Origin of the sequence: Lysinibacillus canaveralius (genome assembly GCF_047301505.1) — a bacterium.
Taxonomy (GTDB): domain Bacteria; phylum Bacillota; class Bacilli; order Bacillales_A; family Planococcaceae; genus Lysinibacillus_B.
The window spans coordinates 905,930-929,476 of sequence record NZ_CP154840.1; the positions used below are offsets into that span (position 1 = coordinate 905,930).

General features: G+C 41.5%; 26 protein-coding genes. All 26 read left to right on the forward strand.

Features of this window, described 5'->3' with window-relative positions:
* Positions 1 to 9: 9 nt before the first annotated feature.
* Complete coding sequence (gene sucD, locus AA0Y26_RS04440; RefSeq protein ID WP_413365471.1) at positions 10 to 912, forward strand: succinate--CoA ligase subunit alpha; 903 nt, start codon at positions 10 to 12, stop codon at positions 910 to 912.
* Positions 913 to 996: 84 nt separating this feature from the next.
* Positions 997 to 1,884: a DNA-processing protein DprA gene (gene dprA, locus AA0Y26_RS04445; RefSeq protein ID WP_413365473.1), complete on the forward strand. Its 888-nt coding sequence runs from the start codon at positions 997 to 999 to the stop codon at positions 1,882 to 1,884.
* Positions 1,885 to 1,978: 94 nt separating this feature from the next.
* Positions 1,979 to 4,063, forward strand: a complete 2,085-nt coding sequence (gene topA / locus AA0Y26_RS04450) for a type I DNA topoisomerase (RefSeq protein WP_413365474.1) — start codon at positions 1,979 to 1,981, stop codon at positions 4,061 to 4,063.
* A 12-nt stretch (positions 4,064 to 4,075) separates the two neighbouring features.
* Complete coding sequence (gene trmFO, locus AA0Y26_RS04455; RefSeq protein ID WP_413365476.1) at positions 4,076 to 5,389, forward strand: FADH(2)-oxidizing methylenetetrahydrofolate--tRNA-(uracil(54)-C(5))-methyltransferase TrmFO; 1,314 nt, start codon at positions 4,076 to 4,078, stop codon at positions 5,387 to 5,389.
* A gap of 254 nt (positions 5,390 to 5,643) precedes the next feature.
* Positions 5,644 to 6,543, forward strand: a complete 900-nt coding sequence (gene xerC, locus AA0Y26_RS04460; RefSeq protein WP_413365478.1) for a tyrosine recombinase XerC — start codon at positions 5,644 to 5,646, stop codon at positions 6,541 to 6,543.
* Positions 6,544 to 6,560: 17 nt separating this feature from the next.
* Positions 6,561 to 7,103 carry an ATP-dependent protease subunit HslV gene (gene hslV / locus AA0Y26_RS04465; protein ID WP_413365480.1) on the forward strand — a complete coding sequence of 181 codons (543 nt, stop codon included), beginning with the start codon at positions 6,561 to 6,563 and terminating at the stop codon, positions 7,101 to 7,103.
* Positions 7,103 to 8,488 carry an ATP-dependent protease ATPase subunit HslU gene (gene hslU / locus AA0Y26_RS04470; RefSeq protein ID WP_413365482.1) on the forward strand — a complete coding sequence of 462 codons (1,386 nt, stop codon included), beginning with the start codon at positions 7,103 to 7,105 and terminating at the stop codon, positions 8,486 to 8,488. Before hslV ends, hslU begins: the two co-directional genes overlap by 1 nt.
* An 86-nt stretch (positions 8,489 to 8,574) precedes the next feature.
* The gene (gene codY / locus AA0Y26_RS04475; protein ID WP_413365484.1) at positions 8,575 to 9,354 is read left to right on the forward strand and encodes a GTP-sensing pleiotropic transcriptional regulator CodY; all 780 of its coding nucleotides are present in this window, start codon (positions 8,575 to 8,577) and stop codon (positions 9,352 to 9,354) included.
* Positions 9,355 to 9,728: 374 nt separating this feature from the next.
* Positions 9,729 to 10,121, forward strand: coding sequence for a flagellar basal body rod protein FlgB (gene flgB, locus AA0Y26_RS04480; protein WP_413368045.1), 393 nt, complete (start codon positions 9,729 to 9,731; stop codon positions 10,119 to 10,121).
* A gap of 2 nt (positions 10,122 to 10,123) precedes the next feature.
* Positions 10,124 to 10,591 carry a flagellar basal body rod protein FlgC gene (flgC, locus tag AA0Y26_RS04485; RefSeq protein WP_413365486.1) on the forward strand — a complete coding sequence of 156 codons (468 nt, stop codon included), beginning with the start codon at positions 10,124 to 10,126 and terminating at the stop codon, positions 10,589 to 10,591.
* Positions 10,592 to 10,609: 18 nt separating this feature from the next.
* On the forward strand, positions 10,610 to 10,918 hold the full coding sequence (gene fliE / locus AA0Y26_RS04490; RefSeq protein WP_413365488.1) for a flagellar hook-basal body complex protein FliE: 309 nt from the start codon (positions 10,610 to 10,612) through the stop codon (positions 10,916 to 10,918).
* 60 nt (positions 10,919 to 10,978) lie between these two features.
* The gene (gene fliF / locus AA0Y26_RS04495) at positions 10,979 to 12,577 is read left to right on the forward strand and encodes a flagellar basal-body MS-ring/collar protein FliF (RefSeq protein WP_413365490.1); all 1,599 of its coding nucleotides are present in this window, start codon (positions 10,979 to 10,981) and stop codon (positions 12,575 to 12,577) included.
* Positions 12,578 to 12,591: 14 nt separating this feature from the next.
* The gene (fliG, locus tag AA0Y26_RS04500; protein WP_413365492.1) at positions 12,592 to 13,605 is read left to right on the forward strand and encodes a flagellar motor switch protein FliG; all 1,014 of its coding nucleotides are present in this window, start codon (positions 12,592 to 12,594) and stop codon (positions 13,603 to 13,605) included.
* On the forward strand, positions 13,589 to 14,386 hold the full coding sequence (gene fliH / locus AA0Y26_RS04505; protein WP_413368047.1) for a flagellar assembly protein FliH: 798 nt from the start codon (positions 13,589 to 13,591) through the stop codon (positions 14,384 to 14,386). Before fliG ends, fliH begins: the two co-directional genes overlap by 17 nt.
* A gap of 4 nt (positions 14,387 to 14,390) precedes the next feature.
* On the forward strand, positions 14,391 to 15,719 hold the full coding sequence (gene fliI, locus AA0Y26_RS04510) for a flagellar protein export ATPase FliI (RefSeq protein ID WP_413365493.1): 1,329 nt from the start codon (positions 14,391 to 14,393) through the stop codon (positions 15,717 to 15,719).
* Complete coding sequence (fliJ, locus tag AA0Y26_RS04515) at positions 15,716 to 16,165, forward strand: flagellar export protein FliJ (protein ID WP_413365495.1); 450 nt, start codon at positions 15,716 to 15,718, stop codon at positions 16,163 to 16,165. The genes fliI and fliJ overlap by 4 nt, the downstream gene beginning before the upstream one ends.
* Positions 16,122 to 16,769, forward strand: coding sequence for a MotE family protein (locus AA0Y26_RS04520; protein ID WP_413365497.1), 648 nt, complete (start codon positions 16,122 to 16,124; stop codon positions 16,767 to 16,769). Before fliJ ends, AA0Y26_RS04520 begins: the two co-directional genes overlap by 44 nt.
* 18 nt (positions 16,770 to 16,787) lie before the next feature.
* Positions 16,788 to 18,038, forward strand: coding sequence for a flagellar hook-length control protein FliK (locus AA0Y26_RS04525; protein WP_413365499.1), 1,251 nt, complete (start codon positions 16,788 to 16,790; stop codon positions 18,036 to 18,038).
* The gene (gene flgD / locus AA0Y26_RS04530) at positions 18,038 to 18,718 is read left to right on the forward strand and encodes a flagellar hook assembly protein FlgD (RefSeq protein ID WP_413365501.1); all 681 of its coding nucleotides are present in this window, start codon (positions 18,038 to 18,040) and stop codon (positions 18,716 to 18,718) included. Before AA0Y26_RS04525 ends, flgD begins: the two co-directional genes overlap by 1 nt.
* Before the next feature lie 14 nt (positions 18,719 to 18,732).
* Complete coding sequence (locus AA0Y26_RS04535; protein ID WP_413365502.1) at positions 18,733 to 19,104, forward strand: TIGR02530 family flagellar biosynthesis protein; 372 nt, start codon at positions 18,733 to 18,735, stop codon at positions 19,102 to 19,104.
* Between the two features lie 77 nt (positions 19,105 to 19,181).
* The gene (locus AA0Y26_RS04540; RefSeq protein ID WP_413365503.1) at positions 19,182 to 20,150 is read left to right on the forward strand and encodes a flagellar hook-basal body complex protein; all 969 of its coding nucleotides are present in this window, start codon (positions 19,182 to 19,184) and stop codon (positions 20,148 to 20,150) included.
* A gap of 70 nt (positions 20,151 to 20,220) precedes the next feature.
* Entirely contained in the window at positions 20,221 to 20,445 is a 225-nt protein-coding gene (locus AA0Y26_RS04545; protein WP_413365505.1) for a flagellar FlbD family protein, read from the forward strand.
* The gene (gene fliL, locus AA0Y26_RS04550) at positions 20,432 to 20,860 is read left to right on the forward strand and encodes a flagellar basal body-associated protein FliL (RefSeq protein WP_413365507.1); all 429 of its coding nucleotides are present in this window, start codon (positions 20,432 to 20,434) and stop codon (positions 20,858 to 20,860) included. Before AA0Y26_RS04545 ends, fliL begins: the two co-directional genes overlap by 14 nt.
* A 35-nt stretch (positions 20,861 to 20,895) precedes the next feature.
* On the forward strand, positions 20,896 to 21,891 hold the full coding sequence (gene fliM / locus AA0Y26_RS04555; RefSeq protein WP_413365509.1) for a flagellar motor switch protein FliM: 996 nt from the start codon (positions 20,896 to 20,898) through the stop codon (positions 21,889 to 21,891).
* Positions 21,884 to 23,134, forward strand: coding sequence for a flagellar motor switch phosphatase FliY (fliY, locus tag AA0Y26_RS04560; protein ID WP_413365511.1), 1,251 nt, complete (start codon positions 21,884 to 21,886; stop codon positions 23,132 to 23,134). The genes fliM and fliY overlap by 8 nt, the downstream gene beginning before the upstream one ends.
* 22 nt (positions 23,135 to 23,156) lie before the next feature.
* Entirely contained in the window at positions 23,157 to 23,519 is a 363-nt protein-coding gene (locus tag AA0Y26_RS04565) for a response regulator (RefSeq protein WP_413365513.1), read from the forward strand.
* The last annotated feature ends 28 nt before the right edge of the window (positions 23,520 to 23,547 follow it).

Consider the following 23,547-nt stretch of genomic DNA (forward strand, 5'->3'; position numbering starts at 1 on the left):
GGGATATCAATGAGTGTATATATTAACAAAGATACAAAAGTAATCGTTCAAGGTATTACAGGTGAAACAGCGCTTTTCCATACAAAACAAATGCTTGAATATGGTACGAAAATCGTAGCAGGGGTAACTCCTGGTAAAGGCGGAATGGAAGTAGAGGGAGTACCTGTCTTTAATAGCGTGCAGGAAGCAGTAGACGCAACAGGTGCCAACGTTTCTGTTATCTATGTATCAGCTCCATTTGCAGCAGATGCAATTATGGAGGCGGTAGATGCTGAGCTGGATATGACGATCTGTATCACGGAACATATTCCAGTTTTGGATATGGTAAAGGTAAAGCGTTATATGGAAGGGAAAAAGACACGTCTGGTCGGTCCAAACTGTCCTGGGGTTATAACAGCGGATGAGTGTAAAATTGGCATCATGCCTGGTTACATCCATACAAAAGGTCACGTAGGTGTTGTTTCGCGTTCTGGAACATTGACTTATGAAGCAGTTCATCAATTGACACAAGAAGGCATCGGACAGACGACAGCTGTCGGGATTGGCGGAGACCCTGTAAACGGTACGAATTTCATCGATGTATTAAAAGCATTCAATGAAGACCCGGAAACTTATGCGGTCGTGATGATTGGAGAAATCGGTGGTACAGCTGAGGAAGAAGCGGCTGAATGGATAAAAGCAAATATGACAAAACCTGTTGTAGGCTTTATCGGCGGACAAACAGCCCCTCCAGGTAAGCGTATGGGACATGCAGGCGCTATCATTTCAGGTGGAAAAGGAACAGCAGCCGATAAAATTAAGGCAATGAATGAAGCAGGTATTGAAGTAGCACCGACACCATCTGTCATTGGTGAAACATTAATCAAGGTGATCAAGGAAAAAGGTCTATACGAAAAATGTAAGACACATTAAAATGGAGATGTAGCACGGATGGGGGTTCGTGCTACATCTTTTGTTGTACAGTCATTTTTTCTTCTATTATAAAGGAGCGATAAAATGACAAACCTACAGCTTTTATTAGCACTTCATCATACTTATCCACTTACATTGAATAAACTGCACATATTATTACATGAAGCCCGTTCAATCGACGAATTGAAATGGCTATCAGCCTCAGATCTGGCACATATACTGAATATTGGAATGACAAAAGCGCTGGCATTGAAAAGGACTTATTCCTTATGGCAGGAAAAGGATTTAGGAAAATATTATGCCTCGCTTGAAATCGAACCAATTCCCTATACAAGTGCCGACTATCCAAAAGAATTATTACAGCTATCTGATGCACCGGTTATTTTATATGCTAAAGGAAATCGCAGCTTACTAACATCCAAGAAAAAAATTGCATGTATCGGTTCAAGACAGGCTACACAGTATTCTGTTGAGGCCCTCACACAGCTTATGCCTCCGCTTATTGCTGATGGGTATGTAATTGTCAGTGGACTTGCGAAGGGTGCCGATACACTTGCACATCGCTCTGCCATCCATTATGGTGGACATACCATTGCTGTTTTGGGTCATGGCTTGCAGACAATTTATCCAAAGTCCAATGAGGAGCTTGCTGGATATATGGCACAGCACCACTTATTAGTCTCAGAATACCCGCCGCATATTGGGCCGAGAAAACATCACTTCCCAATGCGTAACCGGATTATCAGTGGTTTATCAGCTGCATTGGTTGTTACGGAGGCAGCAATGCGTAGCGGTACGATCATTACAACCGAGCTTGCACTCGAGCAAGGAAAGGACGTATTTGCCGTGCCAGGGCCGATCACATCACCCCATTCGAGTGGAACGAATAATTTAATTAAAGATGGGGCGATTCCTGTGTGGAACGGGTATCAAATCATCGAGGAATTACAAATGTTTCAAATGAAAAATTGAAAAAAAGTTGCATTCTATGTAAATCTGTTATACATTTTGCAACAGGAATTGCTTTGTAAAAACAACGAGTAACCTCTATAAGGGGGAAAGAATAATGGCAGATTATTTAGTAATAGTGGAATCACCTGCAAAGGCGAAAACAATCGAACGTTATTTAGGAAAAAAATATAAAGTGAAAGCATCGATTGGCCATGTGCGTGATTTACCGCGCAGTCAAACAGGCATTGATACGGAAAATAATTATGAACCTAAATATATAACGATTCGCGGGAAAGGCCCAGTACTTCAGGAATTAAAAACAGCGGCAAAAAAAGCAAAAAAAATCTATCTTGCATCCGACCCCGACCGTGAAGGGGAAGCAATTGCATGGCATCTTGCAAATGCTTTAAATATTGATATAGAATCGGATTGCCGTGTAGTGTTCAATGAAATTACAAAGGATGCTATTTTGGAAAGCTTTAAGCATCCCCGCCCAATCGATATGGATTTAGTAGATGCCCAGCAGGCGAGACGTATTTTAGACCGCCTTGTGGGCTACAATATTAGCCCGATTTTATGGAAAAAGGTGAAGAAGGGCTTATCAGCTGGACGTGTGCAATCAGTGGCACTTCGGTTGATTATTGACCGTGAAAACGAAATCAAAAGCTTCATACCGGAAGAATACTGGTCAATTGAAGGTCTTTTTGAAAAAGGCAAAAAACAATTTGATGCCCTGTTCTATGGTACAGGAGATGAGAAAGTAAAATTAACAAATGAAGCAGAAGTGAAGGCTGTTCTGTCCCAATTGAAAGGTGACGCATTCGAAGTAACGAATGTTGTAAAAAGAGAGCGCAAACGAAATGCAGCGCCTGCTTTTACTACATCTTCCCTTCAACAAGAGGCGGCACGAAAGCTGAACTTCCGTGCAAAGAAAACAATGATGCTTGCACAGCAGCTGTACGAAGGGATCGATATCGGAAAAAAAGAAGGTACAGTTGGTTTAATCACCTACATGCGTACAGACTCAACACGTATTTCTGATACAGCAAAGGCAGAAGCAGTCAGCTATATCGAAGGAAAATACGGCAAAGAGTATGTTGTAGGTGAAGCAAAGCAAGCGAAAAAGCAAGCGAATGCCCAAGATGCCCATGAAGCGATCCGTCCGACAAGCGTTATGCGCAGCCCCGAGGAATTAAAGACAGTACTTAGTCGTGACCAGCTGCGTTTATACCGTTTGATCTGGGACCGCTTCGTCGCAAGCCAGATGTCACCTGCTATTTTAGATACAGTAACAGTGGACCTGAAAAATAATGATGTTCAGTTCCGTGCCAATGGATCTCAAGTGAAGTTTCCAGGGTTTATGAAGCTTTACATTGAGGGAACGGATGACCAAACAGAAGAAGCAACAAAATTACTGCCGGAAATGGAAATAGGCGATCAGGTTAAAACAGTGAATATTGAACCGAAACAGCACTTCACACAGCCGCCGCCACGCTATTCAGAGGCGCGTCTTGTTAAGACACTCGAAGAACTCGGAATAGGCCGTCCGTCCACATACGCACCGACGCTTGATACAATTCAAAAGCGCGGCTATGTGCAGCTGGATGCGAAACGTTTTGTACCGACGGAGTTAGGAGAAATCGTTCATCAGGCGATGCTTGAGTTTTTCCCTGAAATCATTAATATCGAATTTACAGCTCAAATGGAGCAAGATCTGGATGGCGTCGAAGAAGGCGTAACAAAATGGGTAGAGGTCATTGATGCTTTTTATAAAGATTTTGAGCCACACTTAAAGCACGCGGAAGAAGAGATGGAAAAAATTGAGATTAAGGATGAACCGGCAGGCGAAGATTGTGAAAACTGCGGCTCGCCGATGGTCTTCAAGCTAGGCCGTTACGGTAAGTTCATGGCCTGCTCTAATTTCCCGGACTGCCGTAATACAAAGGCAATTGTTAAACCGATAGGCGTTAAGTGTCCATCTTGTAAAGAAGGCGAAATAGTAGAACGGAAAAGCAAAACGAAACGCGTCTTTTATGGATGTGATCGTTACCCGGATTGTGAATTCGTCTCATGGGATAAGCCGATTAGTAGACCTTGTCCGAAATGTAGTGCATTATTAGTAGAGAAGAAGTTGAAAAAAGGTGTTCAAATCCAGTGTACAAACAGTGATTGTGACTATGAAGAGACACCATCAGAATAAAGAGGTAAAGAAATGACAGAACAAATTGTAAATGTAATCGGTGCCGGCCTTGCAGGGAGCGAGGCCGCATGGCAAATCGCCAAACGTGGCGTAAAGGTACGACTTTATGAAATGCGACCTGTAAAGCAGACACCTGCTCATCACACGGATAAATTTGCGGAGCTTGTTTGCTCTAACTCGCTTCGTGCTAATAACCTGACGAATGCAGTAGGGGTTATAAAAGAGGAAATGCGCATTTTAGATTCAGTGATTATGAAAGCAGCCGATAAATGTTCGGTACCTGCTGGTGGAGCACTAGCAGTAGACCGTCATGAATTCGCTGGCTATGTAACAGAAGCGGTGAAAAACCATCCTCTAGTGGAAGTGATTCATGAAGAGGTAACAGAGATTCCAGAAGGTATTACTGTTGTTGCTACAGGGCCGTTAACATCGGAAGCATTAGCAAACAAAGTTAAAGAACTAACTGGTGAAGAGTATTTATACTTTTATGATGCCGCTGCACCAATCCTTGAAAAAGATAGCATTAACATGGATAAAGTCTATTTGAAATCTCGTTATGATAAAGGCGAGGCTGCTTATTTGAATTGTCCGATGACAAAGGAAGAGTTTGATGCATTCCGTGAAGCATTGATCACAGCAGAGTGTGCACCTTTGAAAGAGTTCGAAAAGGAAAAATACTTTGAAGGCTGTATGCCGATTGAAGTAATGGCAGCACGCGGAGAGAAGACAATGCTGTTTGGACCAATGAAGCCTGTGGGACTTGAAGATCCAAAAACAGACAAACGTCCATATGCAGTTGTTCAGCTGCGACAAGATGATGCAGCAGGAACACTTTATAATATTGTAGGGTTCCAAACCCATTTGAAATGGCCAGAACAAAAACGTGTATTTTCTATGATACCAGGGCTTGAAAATCTTGAGATCGTCCGTTATGGTGTAATGCACCGTAATACATTTATTAACTCGCCGCGCGTATTGAACAGCACATATCAGCTGCGCTCAAATCCAAACATTTTCTTTGCTGGTCAAATGACAGGTGTAGAAGGTTATGTAGAATCAGCTGGCAGCGGATTGATCGCAGGCATTAATGCAGCACGCTTAGCGAAAGGCGAAGAGCTATTACGATTCCCGCATGAGACAGCGCTAGGATCAATGGCACGCTATATTACAGAAGCTGACTCGAAAAACTTCCAGCCGATGAATGTAAACTTTGGTTTATTCCCAGATTTAGGAGAAAGAATTAAGTCAAAAGTAGAACGTGCAGAACGTCATGCTGGACGTGCTTTGGATAAAATTCGAAATTTTGTGAATTCACAAACGATATAATTGCAAAAGGCCTCTTGAAGTTGTTATAATTTGAGAGGCTTTTTCCTATGTCTGAACGACTGAATTGCTTTAAATTGGAAAAAGAATCATCAAATTGTGAATGAAACATGGAAATTTTAATATATTACGCATATTTCTCTTGCACATTTTGATGGATGGGTATAGTGTCAGGATGTATGTTTTTTTATTAATAGTTACATAACTGATATAAGCCTGTTCAAATACTACCAAACGATAGCTTTGGAGGTAGGACCATGTTGAATAATCCGACAGAAGCATTAACGAGTTTTATTAAATACGTACAGCTAGAAAAAAACTTTTCCATACATACAGTGCGTGAGTACGAAGCAGATATTAAGCAGTTTTTACATTTTCTTGAACAAGAAGGCGTATATTGTTTAACAGATGTAGAGTATCTCCATGCGAGACTGTACGTAACAACGCTTTATGAAGAAAATATGGCAAGAACATCGATTTCAAGAAAGATTTCATCCATCAGGTCGTTTTTCCGCTACTTAAACCGTGAAGTTGATTTAGATGATGCACCATTTCGCTCACTATATCATCCTAAAAAAGAGGAAAGGCTTCCGAGCTTTTTTTATGAGGAGGAATTGCAGCAGCTATTTGCAGCTTCTAGTGGCGAAGATGAGAAATCAATTCGTAATATGGCGATTTTGGAATTGTTATATGCAACAGGGATTCGTGTAAGTGAATGTATATCGATTGAAGTAAATCAAATTGATTTTGCCTATTCCATTCTAAGGGTAATGGGTAAGGGGCGGAAAGAAAGAATTGTGCCATTTGGCCAGTATGCCCATAATGCATTAAAACGTTATATGGATGAAGTACGACCGAAGCTGATGAAAAATAAAGATCATCAACGTTTATTTGTGAATATGCGGGGCGGAGAACTTACAGCCCGTGGGGTACGTCATATTTTAAGCGAGATGATGGAGGATGCTTCGCTTCATTCAAAAATTTATCCGCATATGCTGCGCCACACATTTGCTACGCATTTGTTGAATAATGGCGCTGATCTGCGTACGGTTCAGGAATTGCTAGGACATGCACATCTTGCCTCTACACAAGTGTATACGCATGTTACAAAAGAGCATCTTCGCAATACTTATATGAATACTCATCCAAGGGCTTAATTGAAGGAGGAACATACATGGGACAAATTCATGCAACAACGATTTTTGCTATTCATCATAACGGAAGTTGTGCAATGGCTGGCGATGGTCAAGTAACTTTGGGCAATGCAGTGGTAATGAAACACACGGCTAGAAAGGTCAGACGTCTGTTTAATGGGAAGGTTTTAGCTGGTTTTGCTGGCTCTGTAGCAGATGCTTTTACACTTTTTGAGATGTTTGAAGCTAAGCTGAATGAGTACAACGGGAATCTTATGCGTGCATCTGTAGAAGTAGCAAAGCAGTGGCGTGGCGATAAGATGCTCCGCCAGCTAGAGGCGATGTTATTGGTCATGGATGAAAATACGCTATTGTTAGTCTCCGGTACTGGGGAAGTCATCGAACCGGACGATGGAATTCTGGCTATTGGTTCAGGCGGGAATTATGCCCTTTCGGCAGGCCGTGCATTAAAAATACATGCTGGGGAGCATTTGTCTGCGAAAGAAATTGCAGAGGCTGCCTTAAAAACAGCCGCTGATATTTGTGTTTATACAAACCATAATATTATCGTGGAGGCGCTATAATGAAAAATGCAAATCTGACGCCAAGACAAATTACGGAAAGTTTAAATCGTCATATAGTAGGTCAAAATGAAGCTAAGCGAGCGGTAGCTATTGCCCTGCGTAACCGTTACCGCCGATCGTTATTATCAGAAGAAATGAAGACGGAAATCATTCCGAAAAATATTTTGATGATTGGGCCTACAGGAGTAGGGAAAACAGAAATTGCCCGCCGTATTGCTAAGCTGACAAATGCACCGTTTATAAAGGTAGAGGCAACGAAGTTTACAGAAGTCGGCTATGTCGGCAGGGACGTAGAGTCAATGGTTCGTGATTTAGTGGAAGCATCTCGCCGTTTAGTAAAAGAAGAGATGACAGAGGCTGTACAGGAACAGGCAGAAAAAATGGCCAACGATGCGTTAGTAAAACTTCTTGTACCGTCAAAGTCCAAGTCAAAAATGCCGCAAAATCCTTTTGCGATGTTGTTTGGAGGTCAGCAGGAAGAGCAGCAGCAAAGCTCGCCTCAGGAAGAGGCGGAAGTTCGTTCACGACGTGCGCAGATAGCGGAGGATTTAAAAGCAGGAAAGCTTGAGGAACAATGGGTGACAATTGAAGTAACAGAGCAGGCTCCGTCCATGTTTGATATGATGCCGGGTATGGAACATAATGCAGGCATGCAGGATATGCTTTCAAGCTTAATGCCGAAAAAGACGAAAAAGCGTAAAGTGAAAGTAAAAGATGCTCGCCGCCTTCTTACATTAGAAGAAGCAAATAAGCTCATTGATGCTGATGAGCTTGCTCAGGAAGCGATTATGCGTGCGGAACAGGCTGGGATTATTTTCATTGATGAAATTGATAAAATTGCCAGCAAAGGTTCCACATCTGCTGAAGTTTCACGAGAAGGCGTACAGCGAGACATTCTTCCAATTGTGGAAGGGTCAACTGTGACAACAAAATACGGTACGGTAAAAACTGATTACATGTTATTTATTGCTGCAGGTGCATTCCATGTATCAAAACCGAGCGATCTGATTCCCGAGCTTCAAGGACGCTTCCCAATCCGGGTAGAGCTTGAGAAATTAACAAAGGAAGACTTTGTACGGATTTTACAAGAACCGGATCAATCTTTAATTCTGCAGTATAAATCATTATTAGAGACAGAAGGCGTTACGATTGATTTTACGGATGAAGCAATTGAACGAATTGCGGAGATTGCAACAGAAGTGAATCAAGAAACAGACAATATTGGAGCGCGGCGCCTGCATACAATTTTAGAACGGCTGTTGGAAGAATTATCTTTTGAAGCCTCTGAAATTGCCCCGGCCCATATCGAGATAACACCAAGTTATATAGATCAGAAACTTGGAGATATAGTAAAAAACAAAGATTTGTCACAATTTATTTTATAAAAAGTCGAATTAGTTTCTTTAAATTGTAAAAACCTTTAGAATATTTAGTGAATTGATCGTTTAGTAAAAGTAGGAGGACACATATAATGAATTTATTAACAAAAACTCGTAAAATTAATGCGATGCTTCAGGCGTCTGCAGGTAAGCCGGTAAACTTTAAGGAAATGGCAGACACATTAGGGGACATTATTGATAGCAATGTCTTTATCGTCAGCCGTAAAGGGAAATTATTAGGTATATCAATCCACCAGCAAATCGAAAATGAGCGTATGAAAAAAATGTTTGAAGAGCGCCAGTTCCCAGAAGGTTATACACAAAGCCTGTTCAGCATTACAGAAACTTCGCCGAATATTGACATCGAAAGCGAATACACAGCATTTCCTGTAGAAAATAAAGATTTATTTGCATCAGGTTTAACAACAATCGTACCGATCATTGGCGGCGGTGAGCGTCTAGGTACATTAATTTTAGCTCGCATCAATGACCAGTTCGAGGATGATGATTTAATTCTTGCTGAGTATGGTGCTACAGTAGTAGGGATGGAAATCCTGCGCGAAAAAGCTGAGGAAATTGAGGAAGAAGCTCGTTCAAAAGCTGTTGTTCAAATGGCCATCAATTCCTTATCTTACTCAGAACTAGAGGCGATTGAGCATATTTTTGAAGAACTTGATGGTAATGAAGGCCTACTGGTAGCTTCAAAAATCGCAGACCGTGTCGGTATTACGCGTTCTGTTATCGTAAATGCTCTTCGTAAACTAGAGTCTGCGGGTGTAATCGAGTCTCGTTCTTTAGGCATGAAAGGTACTTACATCAAAGTATTGAATGATAAGTTCCTAGCTGCATTAGCTGAAATCAAGATGAAATAAGGGTTTTCTTGTGTAGGAAGCGCAGATAAAGTCACGGATCGACTTTATCTGCGTTTTTATATTGCTTTTTAAATATGATGCCAGTAAAATAATGGAGGCAAAAAATAACACTTTGGTAATTCTTTCTTAATATGCCTTTCGTATCTTAATGAGTCGAATGTATAGGAGTTTAACCAGGGCATTAATGACAGAGAAACTAGAGGGTATTTGTCGAATATGAATGAATTGTGAAGAAAAATAGGTTAAATGTCCTACCAAATAGCGACAAAAGTCAATAGACAACATATTACAACTTCATTACAATTGGTTTATTGGTTAAGTTGGATAAGATTTCATGTGAAAATATTCAGTTTATTATTATTGAGGTGAAAGTTTTGGACTTGTTTGGTGGGACAATTAGCAGTTTAGAAAAAGGGCTTTCTTATGCAACATTAAAAAATAAGGCGATCGCACAAAATATAGCGAATGTAGATACGCCGAATTATAAGGCAAAAGAAGTAAGCTTCAAACAAATCTTTGAGAATGTTCAAAAGGAGCCGCTTGCTTCTTATAAAACAGACGCTCGGCACTATAATTTTGAAATTGGGCAGTCAACACCGGGTTTATACAGCTATGACAATTTCCGCGCACGCCCAAATGGTAACGGAGTGAATATGGATGCTGAACAGGCAAGCCTGGCAGAAAATCAAATTTATTACAATGCACTCATAGATCGTGTAGGCGGGAAATTGAGTTCGCTGAATAATGTTATAAAAGGAGGGAAATAACGTTGACAATCTTCCATAGTATGAATACGACAGCTTCTGCATTAACTACGCAGAGACTTCGAATGGATGTTATTTCTTCCAACATTGCAAATGTCGACACGACTCGTGCTCGTCAGGTAAATGGCGAGTGGGAGCCTTATCGCAAAAAATCGGTTGTATTGGCAGAGCAGCAAGACGGCCGCTTCAACAGCTTTCTCAATGTGGCGATGGGCAATTCCTCAAAAGAAGCGGTTGGTAACGGAGTAAAAGTGAGAGAAATCAAAGAAAATACAGAAACTCCATTTAAGCTTGTATATGATCCAACTCATCCAGATGCGAATGCAGAGGGATATGTACAAACCTCCAATGTAGATTTATTGACAGAAATGGTTGACCTTATTTCAGCTTCACGATCTTACGAAGCAAATATCACAATGTTTAATGCAAATAAAGCAATGTTAACAAAAGCGCTGGAAATCGGTAAAGGATAAGATTTAGGAGGATAGGAAATGGCAATTAACTCTGTCTCAATGATGACACCGCCAATGGTGAATGAAGCAACAAAAGTCTCGATACCCGTTACATCTTCAGAAGCACAGCAAACATTCGCAACTACACTGAAGGATGCAATAGCGAATGTGAATGCTCAGCAAATCCAGTCAGATACGATGACGGAAAAATTGATTAACGGCGGAGACGTTGAATTACATGAAGTGATGATTGCTTCTCAAAAAGCAAGTGTTACATTAAATGCAACAATGGAAGTTCGTAATAAGGTGATAGAAGCCTACCAAGAGATTATGAGAATGTCTGTATAATCCAAAGGTGAAAGCGAATCATAAATTGTTGGAGCATTCACTATAACCGGAGGATTCATAATGAATGAACGATTAACAAAAGTAAAAACGGATTCGACAAAATTTTGGTCGAGTCGTACAAGAAATCAAAAAGGTGCGATTATCGGTACAATCGTAGCAATTATTGCAATAGCGGCAACACTTACCTACTTCTCTACTAGAACAACGATGGCTCAATTGTTTACGGGTCTATCTACTACTGAGGCAGGACAAATTGCAGATGTATTGACAGCACAGGGAACGGCATATGAGCTGGCAAATGGAGGAACTACTATATTAGTGCCGGAAGAACAAGTAGATCAGTTAAAGGTATCTCTTGCTTCTCAAGGCTACCCAGAGACGGGGGCTATCAGTAATTCCTTCTTTACGGAAAATGCCGGGTTTGGTATGACGGATAATGAATTTAATGTAATCAAGTTAGCAGCAACACAAACAGAGCTTGCTAACCTAATTAAGCAGATCGAAGGCGTCAAGGATGCAAAAGTAATGATTTCGATGCCGGAGGAAGGAATTTTTATTCAAGATCCTACTTCTGAATCAAGCGTGGCGATCATTTTAAATACAGAGCCGGGCCATAAGTTTACAAATGAACAAATCCAGACATTATATAACCTTGTAGCAAAAAGCATTCCAAACTTAAGTACAGAGAATATTGAGATTTCCAATCAGTATGCAGAGTATTACGATTTGAATACCGCACAAAACGACAGTGGTTCAACAACAACCGCCGAAGGGCAGATGGCTGTCAAAAAAACAGTGGAACGAGATATTCAACGTCAAGTGCAAGATATGCTTGGTACGATGATGGGACAAGATAAAGTCATTGTTTCCGTTACAACGGATATTGATTTTAAACAGGAAAATCGGGAAGAAAACTTAGTACAGCCGGTTGATGAAGAAAATGTTGAGGGAATTGCTATCAGTGCACAGCGTATTACCGAGACATATACAGGAAGCGGTGCTGCAGCGGCTGGTGTACCGGAAGCGGAAAATGTGACTGATAACTTCACAGATTACCAAGAGGGGACAACAGGAGATGGAGATTATGAACGAGTAGAGGAAACAATCAATAATGATGTGAACCGCATTCGTCGTGAAATCCAGGAAAGCCCTTATAAAATTCGCAATCTAGGTATTCAAGTGATGGTAGAGCCACCTGATGCTACTGATCCGACTTCATTAGATACAGCAGTTCAGGAAGATATTGAACAAATTCTATCAACTATCGTTCGTACGACGCTAGATAAAGAGGCAGCTGGTGATTTAACGGAAGAAGAAATAAGTGATAAAGTAGTTGTCTCTGTTCAGCCATTCTATGGTAAAGCCGTAACAGAAACGGAGCCTGAGTCAGTTATTCCATGGTGGGCATGGGTAGTTGGCGGTATTCTATTAGCTGCCATTGGTTTACTTGTATTCTTCATCCTGCGTTCAAGAAAGCGTAAGCGTGAAGAAGAAGAGCTAAGTATTATGGAGCAGCAGCAGGAATTAATAGAGGTAGAAGATATCTCAGAAGAAAAAGAGACTGAAGCGACTGTGCGCCGTAAACAGCTTGAAAAAATGGCAAAGGACAAGCCAGAAGATTTTGCAAAGCTGCTGCGTAGCTGGATTGCTGAAGAGTAATGGGAGGTTCGGCAGTGTCTAAGAAAGACAAGGAGTTATCAGGAAAGCAAAAGGCCGCTTTGTTGTTGATTTCTCTAGGGCCAGAAGTTTCGGCTTCTGTTTATAAACATTTAAGCGAAGAAGAAATTGAGCGCTTAACGCTTGAAATCTCAGGCGTGAAAAAAGTGGAATCTAATGTAAAAGAGAATATTATTGAAGAGTTTCACAATATAGCATTAGCTCAAGATTATATTACACAAGGCGGGATCGGGTATGCAAAAACGGTTTTAGAAAAGGCACTGGGCGCAGATCAAGCACAGGCTATCCTAAACCGTTTGACATCTTCCTTACAGGTGCGCCCGTTTGACTTTGCACGCAAGGCAGACCCGTCTCAAATCTTTAACTTTATCCAAAATGAGCATCCTCAAACAATTGCGCTCATTTTATCTTATTTAGAGCCTGGCCAGGCGGGAATTATTTTATCCTCTCTGCCTCAGGAGGTACAGGCGGATATCGCAAAAAGGATTGCTGTAATGGATTCAACCTCACCAGAAGTTATCAGCGAAATTGAGTCTGTTCTAGAGCGCAAGCTTTCTTCGACAGTAACGCAGGATTACACGGAAACGGGTGGTGTCGATGCGGTTGTGGAAGTACTGAACGGAGTAGACAGACAGACAGAGAAAACAATTTTGGATGCACTGGAAATTCAGGATCCGGAGCTGGCGGAAGAAATCAAAAAGCGCATGTTTGTATTCGAAGATATTGTTACGCTGGATAATCGTTCAATTCAACGTGTAATCCGCGATTGTGAAAATGAAGACCTGCTACTTTCTATGAAGGTTTCAAGCGAGGAAGTAAAGGAAATTATTTTCCGCAATATGTCACAGCGTATGGCTGAAACATTCCGCGAAGAGATGGAAATAATGGGACCGGTTCGACTGCGGGATGTAGAGGAAGCACAATCCCGTATAGTAGCGGTAATCCGCCGATTAGAGGATGCTGGAGAAATTATCATTGCACGTGGCGGAGGAGATGACGTCATTGTCTAGAATTATCCGGAAAACCGAGGCAAAGCAGACAAATGATAAAGAAATTAAAATCCAGCCATTTCAGTTTTTTCAACCGCATTCTATGAATGATCTAGAGCAGATCGAAAAAGTACCTGAAATTACACGTGAGGAAATCCTTGCGGAGCGTGATCAGCTGCTGGCGGAAGCAAGACAGCAGCTTGAGATGGAGAAACAGCAAATTGAGCAGTCTATACAGCATGAGATGCAGATGATTGAACAATCGAAGCAAATGTGGGAAGAAGAGAAGTTGGCGTTGCAACAGCAGGCATATGAGGAAGGCTTTGCTCAAGGGTATGAAGAAGGCGTACAAAAAGCTAATGCAGATATGCAGCAGACCCTTCAGGCGGCAAATGAAATTATGACTAATGCACAGGTCAATGCACAGAAATACATTGATTCCCAAGAGGCAGTCATTCTTGAGCTTAGCATGACATCTGCGGAAAGAATTGTGAATACGGTGCTTGATCGAGAAGAAGAAACATTTGTTTCAATTGTTAAACGTGCACTGAAAGAAGCACGGGAAATGAAGGAAATTAAAATTTATGTCTCTCCTGAATACTATGGAATAGTTTCTAAAAATCGAGACGAACTGGCGGAAATGTTCCCGCCGGATGTGCCTTTCCTTATTTTTGTTAATGAAGATCTGGCAGAGGCAGAAAGTTATATTGAAACGAGCCATGGGCGTATCGTTGTTTCTGTCGATATACAATTAAATGAACTTCGACTAAAGCTTCGGGAAATTTTAGATAGTAAGGAATGATCGCATGCGAGCGGCCCAATTAATCGAACATATTCCAGATATACCGACACTCAAAAAGTTTGGTAAAGTGACACGGGTTGTCGGCTTGATGATAGAGTCCCAGGGACCAGATAGTTCCATTGGTGACGTATGTAAAATCCACGTGAATTCGCCGGCGAACGGTCATCAAATTATTTTAGCGGAAGTAGTGGGCTTTAAGGATGAAATTGTGGTGCTCATGCCGTACTCTTCTTTACGGGAAATTTCAATTGGGTGCCTAGTAGAAGGAACAGGTAAACCACTTGAGGTAAAAGTTGGTCCGGAACTGATTGGTAAAGTACTCAATTCGATGGGGGAGCCTTATGATGGCTATTCCTTGCCGAGGGGTCTTGTATCCGTACCGACAGAAAAAGAACCTCCTAACCCAATGACGCGACCACCTATTACAGAACGTCTGGAGGTTGGGGTCAAGGCAATAGACGGAATGCTGACAGTTGGCAGCGGACAGCGTGTCGGTATTTTTGCCGGCTCAGGTGTAGGTAAGAGTACGCTGCTTGGAATGATTGCACGTAATACGAAGGCTGATCTTAATGTCATTGCGTTAGTGGGAGAGCGTGGACGTGAGGTGCGGGAATTTATAGAACGTGACCTTGGCCCTGAGGGTTTGAGCCGTTCTATCGTCGTTGCTGCAACAAGTGACCAACCTGCTCTTATGCGTATTAAAGCAGCATTTACAGCAACAGCTATTGCTGAATATTTTAGAGACAGAGGGCTGAATGTCATGCTGATGATGGACTCCGTTACTCGAGTAGCCATGGCGCAGCGTGAAGTGGGACTTGCTGTCGGTGAGCCACCTGCAACACGGGGATATACGCCCTCAGTATTTGCTATTCTGCCAACATTGCTTGAGCGAACAGGAACAAATCTTCACGGTACAATTACTGCATTTTACACGGTGCTAGTAGATGGTGATGACATGAATGAGCCGATTGCCGATGCTGTACGGGGAATTTTGGATGGCCATATCGTTCTTGACCGGGTATTGGCGAACAAAGGGCAATATCCTGCCATCAATGTTTTAAAGAGTGTAAGTCGTCTCATGAATCATATAACTGCCCCTGAGCATGTAGCTGCAGCATCACGTTTGCGCGAGCTGTACTATACGTATTCGAAATCCGAGGACTTAATTAATATTGGAGCCTATAAGCGAGGCACTTCCAAGGAAATTGATGAGGCAATTCATTACGAGCCGTTGATTACAAGGTTTTTAAAGCAAGGCTTTATGGATAAAGTGTCGTTAGAGCAGACAGTCAATGAAATAATCGCGTTGTCGAATGGTGGAGCAAATACATGACACAATATATTTACCGTTTCGAAAACATTTTAAACGTCCGTGAACAAGAAAAAAATGAGACGGAAATTGCCTATAAGGAGGCTGTGCGCTCCTTTGAAGAGATTGCTACGAAACTTTATGAATTATTAAAGAAAAAGGAAGATTTGATAGCATTTCAGCAGGAACGTCTTGTTACGGGGTCATCCATTGATGAGATCAGTCATTATGCGCGATTTATCGATAGCATGGAAAAAACAATAGAAGATGTTCAGAAAAAAGTGGTGCAAGCACGTACCAAAATGAATTGGCAAGAACAAAAATTATTAGAAAAAAACTTGGAAGTACGTAAATTTGAAAAAATGAGAGAAAAAGATTTCGAAACTTATAAGGAAGAACAGCTTCGTTTAGAAGCAATTCTTTTAGATGAGATTTCTTCTCTTACGTATAACAAGAGAGAAATTAGGTGATGTCATGGCGAAGAACGACGTCGAGAAATTACAAGAGGTGGAAGAAGAGCAGAATAGCCCTGGCTTTTTTCAAAAACTATTTTTCTGGTTCCTTATCCCACTCGTATTTACACTAGCAATCTTACTGATTATTGCTACATTTACGGATACAAATGTATTTAAAATGGCTGACGGGTTAAAAGAGAAAATACCATTCATTTCCTCAGAAGAAGGAGAAACCGAAAATGCTTCATTAAGTGAAGAAAAAGTCGTCAAGTTACAAGCAGAGATTCAAGAAAAAGAAGCTGAAATAGAAAAGCTGCAAGAAGAAATCGACTCGACAACTACGACTAATGAAGAGCTTCAGACCGAGCAGGAGCGACTTCTGTATGAGATTGAGCAGCTAAAGCGTGCTCAGGAGGAAAGCCAGCTTGAATTCCAGGAGATTTTAAAAACGTTCGAAAATATGTCTGCAAAAACTGCAGCCCCAATTTTAACGGAAATGAGCGATGCAGAAGCGCTGCGCATTATGTCGAGTATGAAATCTGATACACTGGCGGCCATCTTTGCAAAGATGAGCCCGGCGGACGCAGCCCGCTATACAGAGCTACTATCACAGCAGTAAAAGGAGGTGAAATAGAAAATGGATATTGGACTATTGCAGATGGCACAACCTCGTACGCCAATAGCAAAACCAGCACAATCTACGGCTAGCCAAGTAAAGGATTCCCAATCCTTTGACAAGGTGCTTAATGAAACGGTATCAACAGAGAAAGTGGAAGCTGCTCCGAAAGAAACAACGAATACTAAAGAGCAGGCAGCACCTGTTGAAGAAGTAGCAGCTGAAGTTGTCGAACTGGCAGAGGCTCCTACATTAAAAGATGTATTTGACCAGCTTGGGATTGAATACGATGAGAGCATGCTGCTTATTAATTTGGAAGGTCAAATGCTCCCAATTAATGAAATGATGGACCTTGAAAATTTAGCAGCCATGTTAGAGATGACGCCGGAACAGCTGGAATCTATTGTACAGCAATTGCTAAAAGAGGAAATGCCTCTTGAGGATGTATGGGCGATGCTCGAACAGGCACCAGCGCTGCTTGCACAAATAACATCAATCTTGCAGGGGGAAAGCAGTCAGGTACCACCTAAAGACGCAGCTAAAGTTGCTGAATTTCTGAAATTGGCACAAATGATCGGCATGAAGGCAGATACGGTCTATCAGCAGGAGTTTCAATTAAATGAGACGAAAAATGCACTACAATCACTTGTTGCTCAGCTTCAACCACAACAGCCTCAACAGGAGACAGCAAAGCCGATTGTCTTTCAGCAAGTAGTGCAGCAAGCGTCAGCCAGCCAAACACAGGCAAAACAGGAGACAGATGTAACACAAGTTCAAGGCCAGCATCATAATACTTCCGTGACGACGAAAACGGTGACGGTAACACTTCCAGCAGAGCGGCCGGCACAATCAGAAGCACTGGCAAAAGAAATTCAAAATTTGATCAACCGCAGCCAGTTGTCAAACAACCAAGGAACAATGCGTCTAGTATTGAAGCTGTTCCCTGAAAACCTTGGACAAATTAGGATTGAAGTTATGCAAAAAGATGGCATGATGCAGGCACGCCTGCTAGCAACAACTTCTTCAGGCAAAGAATTACTTGATTCAAACCTTCAACAACTGAAAACTGCCTTTGCAGCACAAAACATCCAAATGGATCGTATTGATGTAGCGCAGTCCCTGCAGGATGCAGAACGCAGCCGAGATCAAAACTTCTTTAGCAACTTCTTCCGCCAGCAGCAGGAAGAGCAGGAAGAAAAGAAAAATGAGGATGAAGAACAGCAATCATTTGATGAATTCTTGGCAGAACAAGTTTTTAATGAGGAGGTGTAATGATGGCAGCAAATACAAACGGCATAACAAACGATTATTACTTAAATACATCTAAGTATAAGTATACAACAGCATCTGATAACAGTACTTTAGGAAAGGATGCATTTCTGCAGATTCTAATTACCCAGCTGCAAAATCAGGACCCGACAAATCCGATGGATGACCGGGAGTTTATCTCTCAAATGGCGCAGTTTTCTTCTTTAGAGCAGATGCAAAATATGACCAAAGCAATGGAGGCTTTGCTTGATTCTCAAAAGCAAACGCAATTAATGGCCTATACAGCATTTGTTGGAAAAGAAGTAAAATGGCATGAAGTTACTGACAAGTTAGATGAGGCCGGAAAACCGATTGTTAACGAAGGAACCGGAACAATAGTTGAGGTGAAATTCAAAGATGGGGCTCCTTTATTCGTATTAGATAGTGGAAAAGAAATTGAAACAGGTAACATTTCTTCCATTTTAGGAGATAAGGAAGTCAATCCACCTAGTGAAGCAGCAGAGAATCCATTTGCTCAGGCAAGCCAGCTAATTGGAAAAACTGTTGCATATCAATCAGCGGACGAATCTATACAAGCAATTATAGAAGCAATTACAACTAATAGCGGCGGAGTTATCGAATACATTTTAAACAATGGCTCACGTTTGACGAAGGATCAATTTGAAGTAGTAGCTGGCAAATAAAGGAGGAATGAGTGATGAATAAAATTACTATTCAGCATGTTCCGTTTCATCCTACATTAACGCCAAAGCAGCCTGTGAAAGAAACACAGTCTAAAACATCGTTTTTAGAGCACTTACAGGAGGCAAAGCAGCAAGAGTTAAAGATTAGCAGACATGCTTCTGAACGGATGCAGGAGCGGAATATTGAGATTTCAAAAGATGAATGGCAGCACGTCACAAGCAAAGTAATGGAAGCTAGGGACAAAGGTGTGAAACAACCATTGGTGTTGCTCGACCAGGCAGCGCTGATCGTCAGTGCAAAAAATGCGACCGTCATTACTGCAATGGACCGTCAGGAAGCTAAATCTCAGCTATTTACAAATATTGATGGAACGATTGTACTGTAGGCAGGACCGAAAAGGATGCCTCATACCGCCGACTGATTGACGCGGTATACTCAAATATGAAGGGAGAACGCTACAATATGTTACGTTCAATGTACTCAGGTATTTCAGGTTTAAAAAACTTCCAAACAAAATTGGATGTTATCGGGAACAATATTTCAAATGTAAACACGTACGGCTTTAAAAAAGAGCGTACAATCTTTAAAGACTTAATTTCACAAACACAAGCAGGTGCTTCAGGCGCTACAGCTACTCGTGGCGGTGTGAATGCAAAACAAGTTGGTTTAGGTGCACAGTTGGCTGCAATCGATACAGTACACGGAACAGGAGCATTACAGTCAACGGGACGTACACTTGACTTGGCGATTGAAGGGGAAGGGTTCTTCATGGTAGCTGAATCCACGGCAGCACCGGAAGATGGAGTAATTGATGGAGAAGGATACCCTGCAAATACTAAATACACACGTGCTGGTAATTTCTATATGGATAAAAACGGATATTTAGTGAACGCAGACGGATACTATTTAGTAGGTCACGCAACTGACGAATTATCCGTTTCAGCTGATGGAGACACAATTGATGGTACAGGATTCGATGGAGCAGATCGTTTAGAGAATGAAGGTACAGAGACGCTATTTGATGAAAACGGCAGTTTAGCTGAAGTGGATGGAATAGGGCCAATCAGAATCCCAACAACAGCACAAAGCATGACTATTCAACAAGATGGAACAATTTCCTATGTAGACTATAAAGGAGATTTGCAATATGCAGGTCAAATCATTATGGCTAAGTTCCCGAATGCGGAAGGTCTTCAGAAACAGGGAAGCAATTACTTCCAAGCAACAGCTAACTCCGGAATACCATATGGTCAAGTTGCCACTGTAGCAGGGATTGGATCAATTCAATCAGGTTTCCTTGAAATGTCCAACGTGGACCTTTCAGAAGAGTTTACAGAAATGATCGTAGCACAGCGTGGATTCCAGGCGAACTCACGTATCATTACAACTTCCGATGAAATTCTACAAGAGCTTGTAAACTTAAAACGCTAGTTAATTAATATTATAATTTCATTGCAAAGGAGGGTCGGGCCGGCTCTCAAGGCAGGTCCGGCCGCTTACAATGATAGAGGTCACTCGCCTAAATGGCAAAGCATTCTCATTGAATGCTTTATACATAGAAACAGTCGAAGCTTTTCCAGACACTACGATTACGCTGACGACTGGGCGTAAATTTATCGTAAGAGAATCGGAAATAGAGGTGCGGGAAAGGATTAAACGGTTTTATCGACAGGTTCAAGTTTTATCCAATCCTCATCTAAGAGGTGATGAAGATGAAGAAGAATAAATTGCTGACGGTGATGCTTATCATTTTGGCAGCGCTGGCGTTAGTTGGAGTTATTGCTTATGTCTTATTAACGCAGCTAAATAAGGAGCCGGAGCCAACAGAAGCTTCTATTGAAGAAATTGTTTTGGCTTCTGTAGATATTCCTGAAATTACAACAAACCTGAAAGATGGCCATTATGCGCGTATGCAGCTTAAGATTCAAACAGATAGCGAAGACGCAGCAGGAGAATTAACACAGCGCATATTCCAGGTAAATAACATTGTCATTCAAGAACTCTCAGAGATGACAGAAGAAGATTTACAGGGCAAACAAGGAAAAGTCTTGTTTGAAAAAGCCATTAAGGCTCAAGTAAATGAATTGATGCAAGCGGGTGAAGTACAAAAAGTATATATGACCTCCTTCATCATCCAATAATTAGATAGAAACATCTTGAAACAGGAGGTGGGCAAATGGCAGGAGATGTGCTTTCCCAATCCGAAATTGATGCGTTGCTTTCAGCTATTTCAACTGGAGAAATGTCAGCGGATGATATGAAAAAGGAAGATGAGGCCAAAAAAGTTAAAGTATATGACTTCAAACGGGCCCTGCGTTTTTCAAAAGATCAAATCCGAAGCTTAACCCGGATTCACGAAAATTTTGCACGATTGCTGACAACATTCTTTTCGGCACAACTTAGAACATATGTCCAAATTACAGTCGCTTCGGTAGACCAGATTCCGTTTGAAGAATTTGTTCGTTCCATACCGAATATGACGTTGATTAATGTATTTGAAGTACCGCCATTAGATGGGAATATTTTGATGGAGATCAATCCTAACATTGCGTATTCAATGTTGGACCGTTTAATGGGAGGAACAGGGACAAGTCATAGTAATGTTGATAATTTAACAGAAATTGAAACAAAAATTATGACGAACTTGTTTGAACGCTCGTTTGATAACTTGCGTGAGGCATGGGAGAATATTGTAGAAATCGACCCGATGCTGATTGAACTTGAAGTAAATCCACAATTCCTGCAAATGATTTCACCGAATGAAACGGTTGTCGTTATTTCTCTTAATACAATCATTGGTGAAACAACAGGAATGATAAATATTTGTCTGCCGCATGTCGTGTTAGAACCAATCGTACCGAACTTATCAGTACGTTACTGGATGCAGTCAAATACAAAGGCAATGTCACCTGAACAAGTAGAAATGCTTGAAAGCCGGGTGAAACAGGCATCCCTGCCGGTTGTCGCAGAACTAGGATCTACTTCTATCTCTATAGAGGATTTTCTTATGATGAATATCGGTGATGTTATTGAATTGGATCAAAAAATAACGGATCCTCTTATTTTAAAGGTAGGTACGCTGCCGAAATTTACCGCTCAACCAGGAAAGCTAAATAAAAAAATGGCTGTTCAGGTGATCGACCCGTTGGAAGGAGGAGACGACAATGAGTGATGAAATGCTCTCCCAAGAGGAAATCGAAGCCCTGTTAAGAGGGGAAACATTGGAAGACAAATTAACACCAGATACGAATGAAAACGAAACACAGGAAGAATTGTTGTCAATAGAGGACTATTTAAGCCCGATGGAGCAGGATGCCCTTGGAGAAGTCGGAAATATTTCCTTTGGCAGCTCGGCAACAGCTTTATCTGCATTATTAGGACAGAAGGTGGATATTACAACACCGGGTCTCAGCATGATTAATCGAAACAAGTTAGAAGAAGAGTTTCCCCATCCATATGTGGCGATTCAAGTACAATATACAGTTGGCCTAATTGGTATGAACTTATTAGTAATCAAGCAATCGGACGCTGCGATTATAGCAGATTTGATGCTTGGTGGTGATGGACTAAATCCAAAACCAGAGCTTGGTGAAATCCAATTAAGCGCTGTGCAGGAAGCTATGAATCAGATGATGGGGTCTGCTGCGACGTCAATGTCAACTGTATTTAATCAAAAGGTAGATATTTCTCCACCGACAATCGATTTGATGAATATTTCACAAGATGAAGGCGCGGATAATATTCCTGATGATGATTTACTAGTAAAGATTTCATTTAGATTGCGGATTGGCGAATTGATCGATTCGAATTTAATGCAATTATTACCTTTAAACTTTAGTAAAAAAATAGTAAAGTCATTAATGGGAGAGAGTGAAGAGGAACTGGCTCCGACAATCGCTCCGGAAGCGCCATCGACACCGCCGCGACCAGAAGCGCCATCGCAGCCTGCGCCGCAAGCACCTCCTATGCAGCAACAGCAACCGATGTATGAGCAGCCTTATATGAATCAGGCACCTCAACAGCCAATATATGCTCAGCAGCCGGCTGCACCTGTATATCAGCAACCGACGTATCAAATGCCGCCGCAGCAGCCTGTCAATGTACAACAGGCACAGTTTGCCCATTTTGAAGCTCCGAATATTACGCAGTCGGAAGCACGCAATCTAAACATGCTATTAGATATTCCGCTGCAAGTAGCGGTAGAGTTGGGTCGTACAAAGCGTTCAGTAAAGGAAATTCTAGAATTGTCCGGTGGATCAATCATCGAACTTGATAAGCTTGCCGGTGAACCGGTGGACATCCTAGTAAATAACCGACTGATTGCTAAAGGTGAAGTAGTGGTTATTGATGAAAACTTCGGTGTGCGTATTACAGATATTTTAAGCCAAGCAGATCGCTTGAATAATTTAAGATAGTTTTAATTGGAGGAATCTTACTATGTCTAAAAAGATTTTAATTGTTGATGACGCAGCATTCATGCGTATGATGATCAAAGACATTTTAACAAAAAATGGATTTGAAGTAGTCGGAGAAGCTGCTGACGGTGTCCAAGCAGTAGAGAAGTACAATGAGTTACGCCCGGATTTAGTAACAATGGATATTACAATGCCGGAAATGGATGGTATTGCCGCTCTTAAAGCAATTAAAGGGTCAGATCCGAACGCTGTAGTCATCATGTGTTCTGCAATGGGGCAGCAAGCAATGGTTATCGATGCAATTCAAGCTGGTGCAAAAGACTTTATCGTAAAACCATTCCAAGCAGACCGTGTAATTGAAGCGATCCAAAAAGCTTTAGGTTAATCAAATGCATGTAAGAAAATCATTTTAT

Coding starts and splice junctions, on each gene's coding strand:
- sucD (WP_413365471.1), top strand. CDS start 10: ATGAGTGTATATATTAACAAAGATACAAAAGTAATCGTTCAAGGTATT.
- dprA (WP_413365473.1), top strand. CDS start 997: ATGACAAACCTACAGCTTTTATTAGCACTTCATCATACTTATCCACTT.
- topA (WP_413365474.1), top strand. CDS start 1,979: ATGGCAGATTATTTAGTAATAGTGGAATCACCTGCAAAGGCGAAAACA.
- trmFO (WP_413365476.1), top strand. CDS start 4,076: ATGACAGAACAAATTGTAAATGTAATCGGTGCCGGCCTTGCAGGGAGC.
- xerC (WP_413365478.1), top strand. CDS start 5,644: ATGTTGAATAATCCGACAGAAGCATTAACGAGTTTTATTAAATACGTA.
- hslV (WP_413365480.1), top strand. CDS start 6,561: ATGGGACAAATTCATGCAACAACGATTTTTGCTATTCATCATAACGGA.
- hslU (WP_413365482.1), top strand. CDS start 7,103: ATGAAAAATGCAAATCTGACGCCAAGACAAATTACGGAAAGTTTAAAT.
- codY (WP_413365484.1), top strand. CDS start 8,575: ATGAATTTATTAACAAAAACTCGTAAAATTAATGCGATGCTTCAGGCG.
- fliE (WP_413365488.1), top strand. CDS start 10,610: ATGGCAATTAACTCTGTCTCAATGATGACACCGCCAATGGTGAATGAA.
- fliF (WP_413365490.1), top strand. CDS start 10,979: ATGAATGAACGATTAACAAAAGTAAAAACGGATTCGACAAAATTTTGG.
- fliH (WP_413368047.1), top strand. CDS start 13,589: ATGACGTCATTGTCTAGAATTATCCGGAAAACCGAGGCAAAGCAGACA.
- fliI (WP_413365493.1), top strand. CDS start 14,391: ATGCGAGCGGCCCAATTAATCGAACATATTCCAGATATACCGACACTC.
- fliJ (WP_413365495.1), top strand. CDS start 15,716: ATGACACAATATATTTACCGTTTCGAAAACATTTTAAACGTCCGTGAA.
- AA0Y26_RS04520 (WP_413365497.1), top strand. CDS start 16,122: ATGAGATTTCTTCTCTTACGTATAACAAGAGAGAAATTAGGTGATGTC.
- AA0Y26_RS04525 (WP_413365499.1), top strand. CDS start 16,788: ATGGATATTGGACTATTGCAGATGGCACAACCTCGTACGCCAATAGCA.
- flgD (WP_413365501.1), top strand. CDS start 18,038: ATGATGGCAGCAAATACAAACGGCATAACAAACGATTATTACTTAAAT.
- AA0Y26_RS04535 (WP_413365502.1), top strand. CDS start 18,733: ATGAATAAAATTACTATTCAGCATGTTCCGTTTCATCCTACATTAACG.
- AA0Y26_RS04540 (WP_413365503.1), top strand. CDS start 19,182: ATGTTACGTTCAATGTACTCAGGTATTTCAGGTTTAAAAAACTTCCAA.
- AA0Y26_RS04545 (WP_413365505.1), top strand. CDS start 20,221: ATGATAGAGGTCACTCGCCTAAATGGCAAAGCATTCTCATTGAATGCT.
- fliL (WP_413365507.1), top strand. CDS start 20,432: ATGAAGAAGAATAAATTGCTGACGGTGATGCTTATCATTTTGGCAGCG.
- fliM (WP_413365509.1), top strand. CDS start 20,896: ATGGCAGGAGATGTGCTTTCCCAATCCGAAATTGATGCGTTGCTTTCA.
- fliY (WP_413365511.1), top strand. CDS start 21,884: ATGAGTGATGAAATGCTCTCCCAAGAGGAAATCGAAGCCCTGTTAAGA.
- AA0Y26_RS04565 (WP_413365513.1), top strand. CDS start 23,157: ATGTCTAAAAAGATTTTAATTGTTGATGACGCAGCATTCATGCGTATG.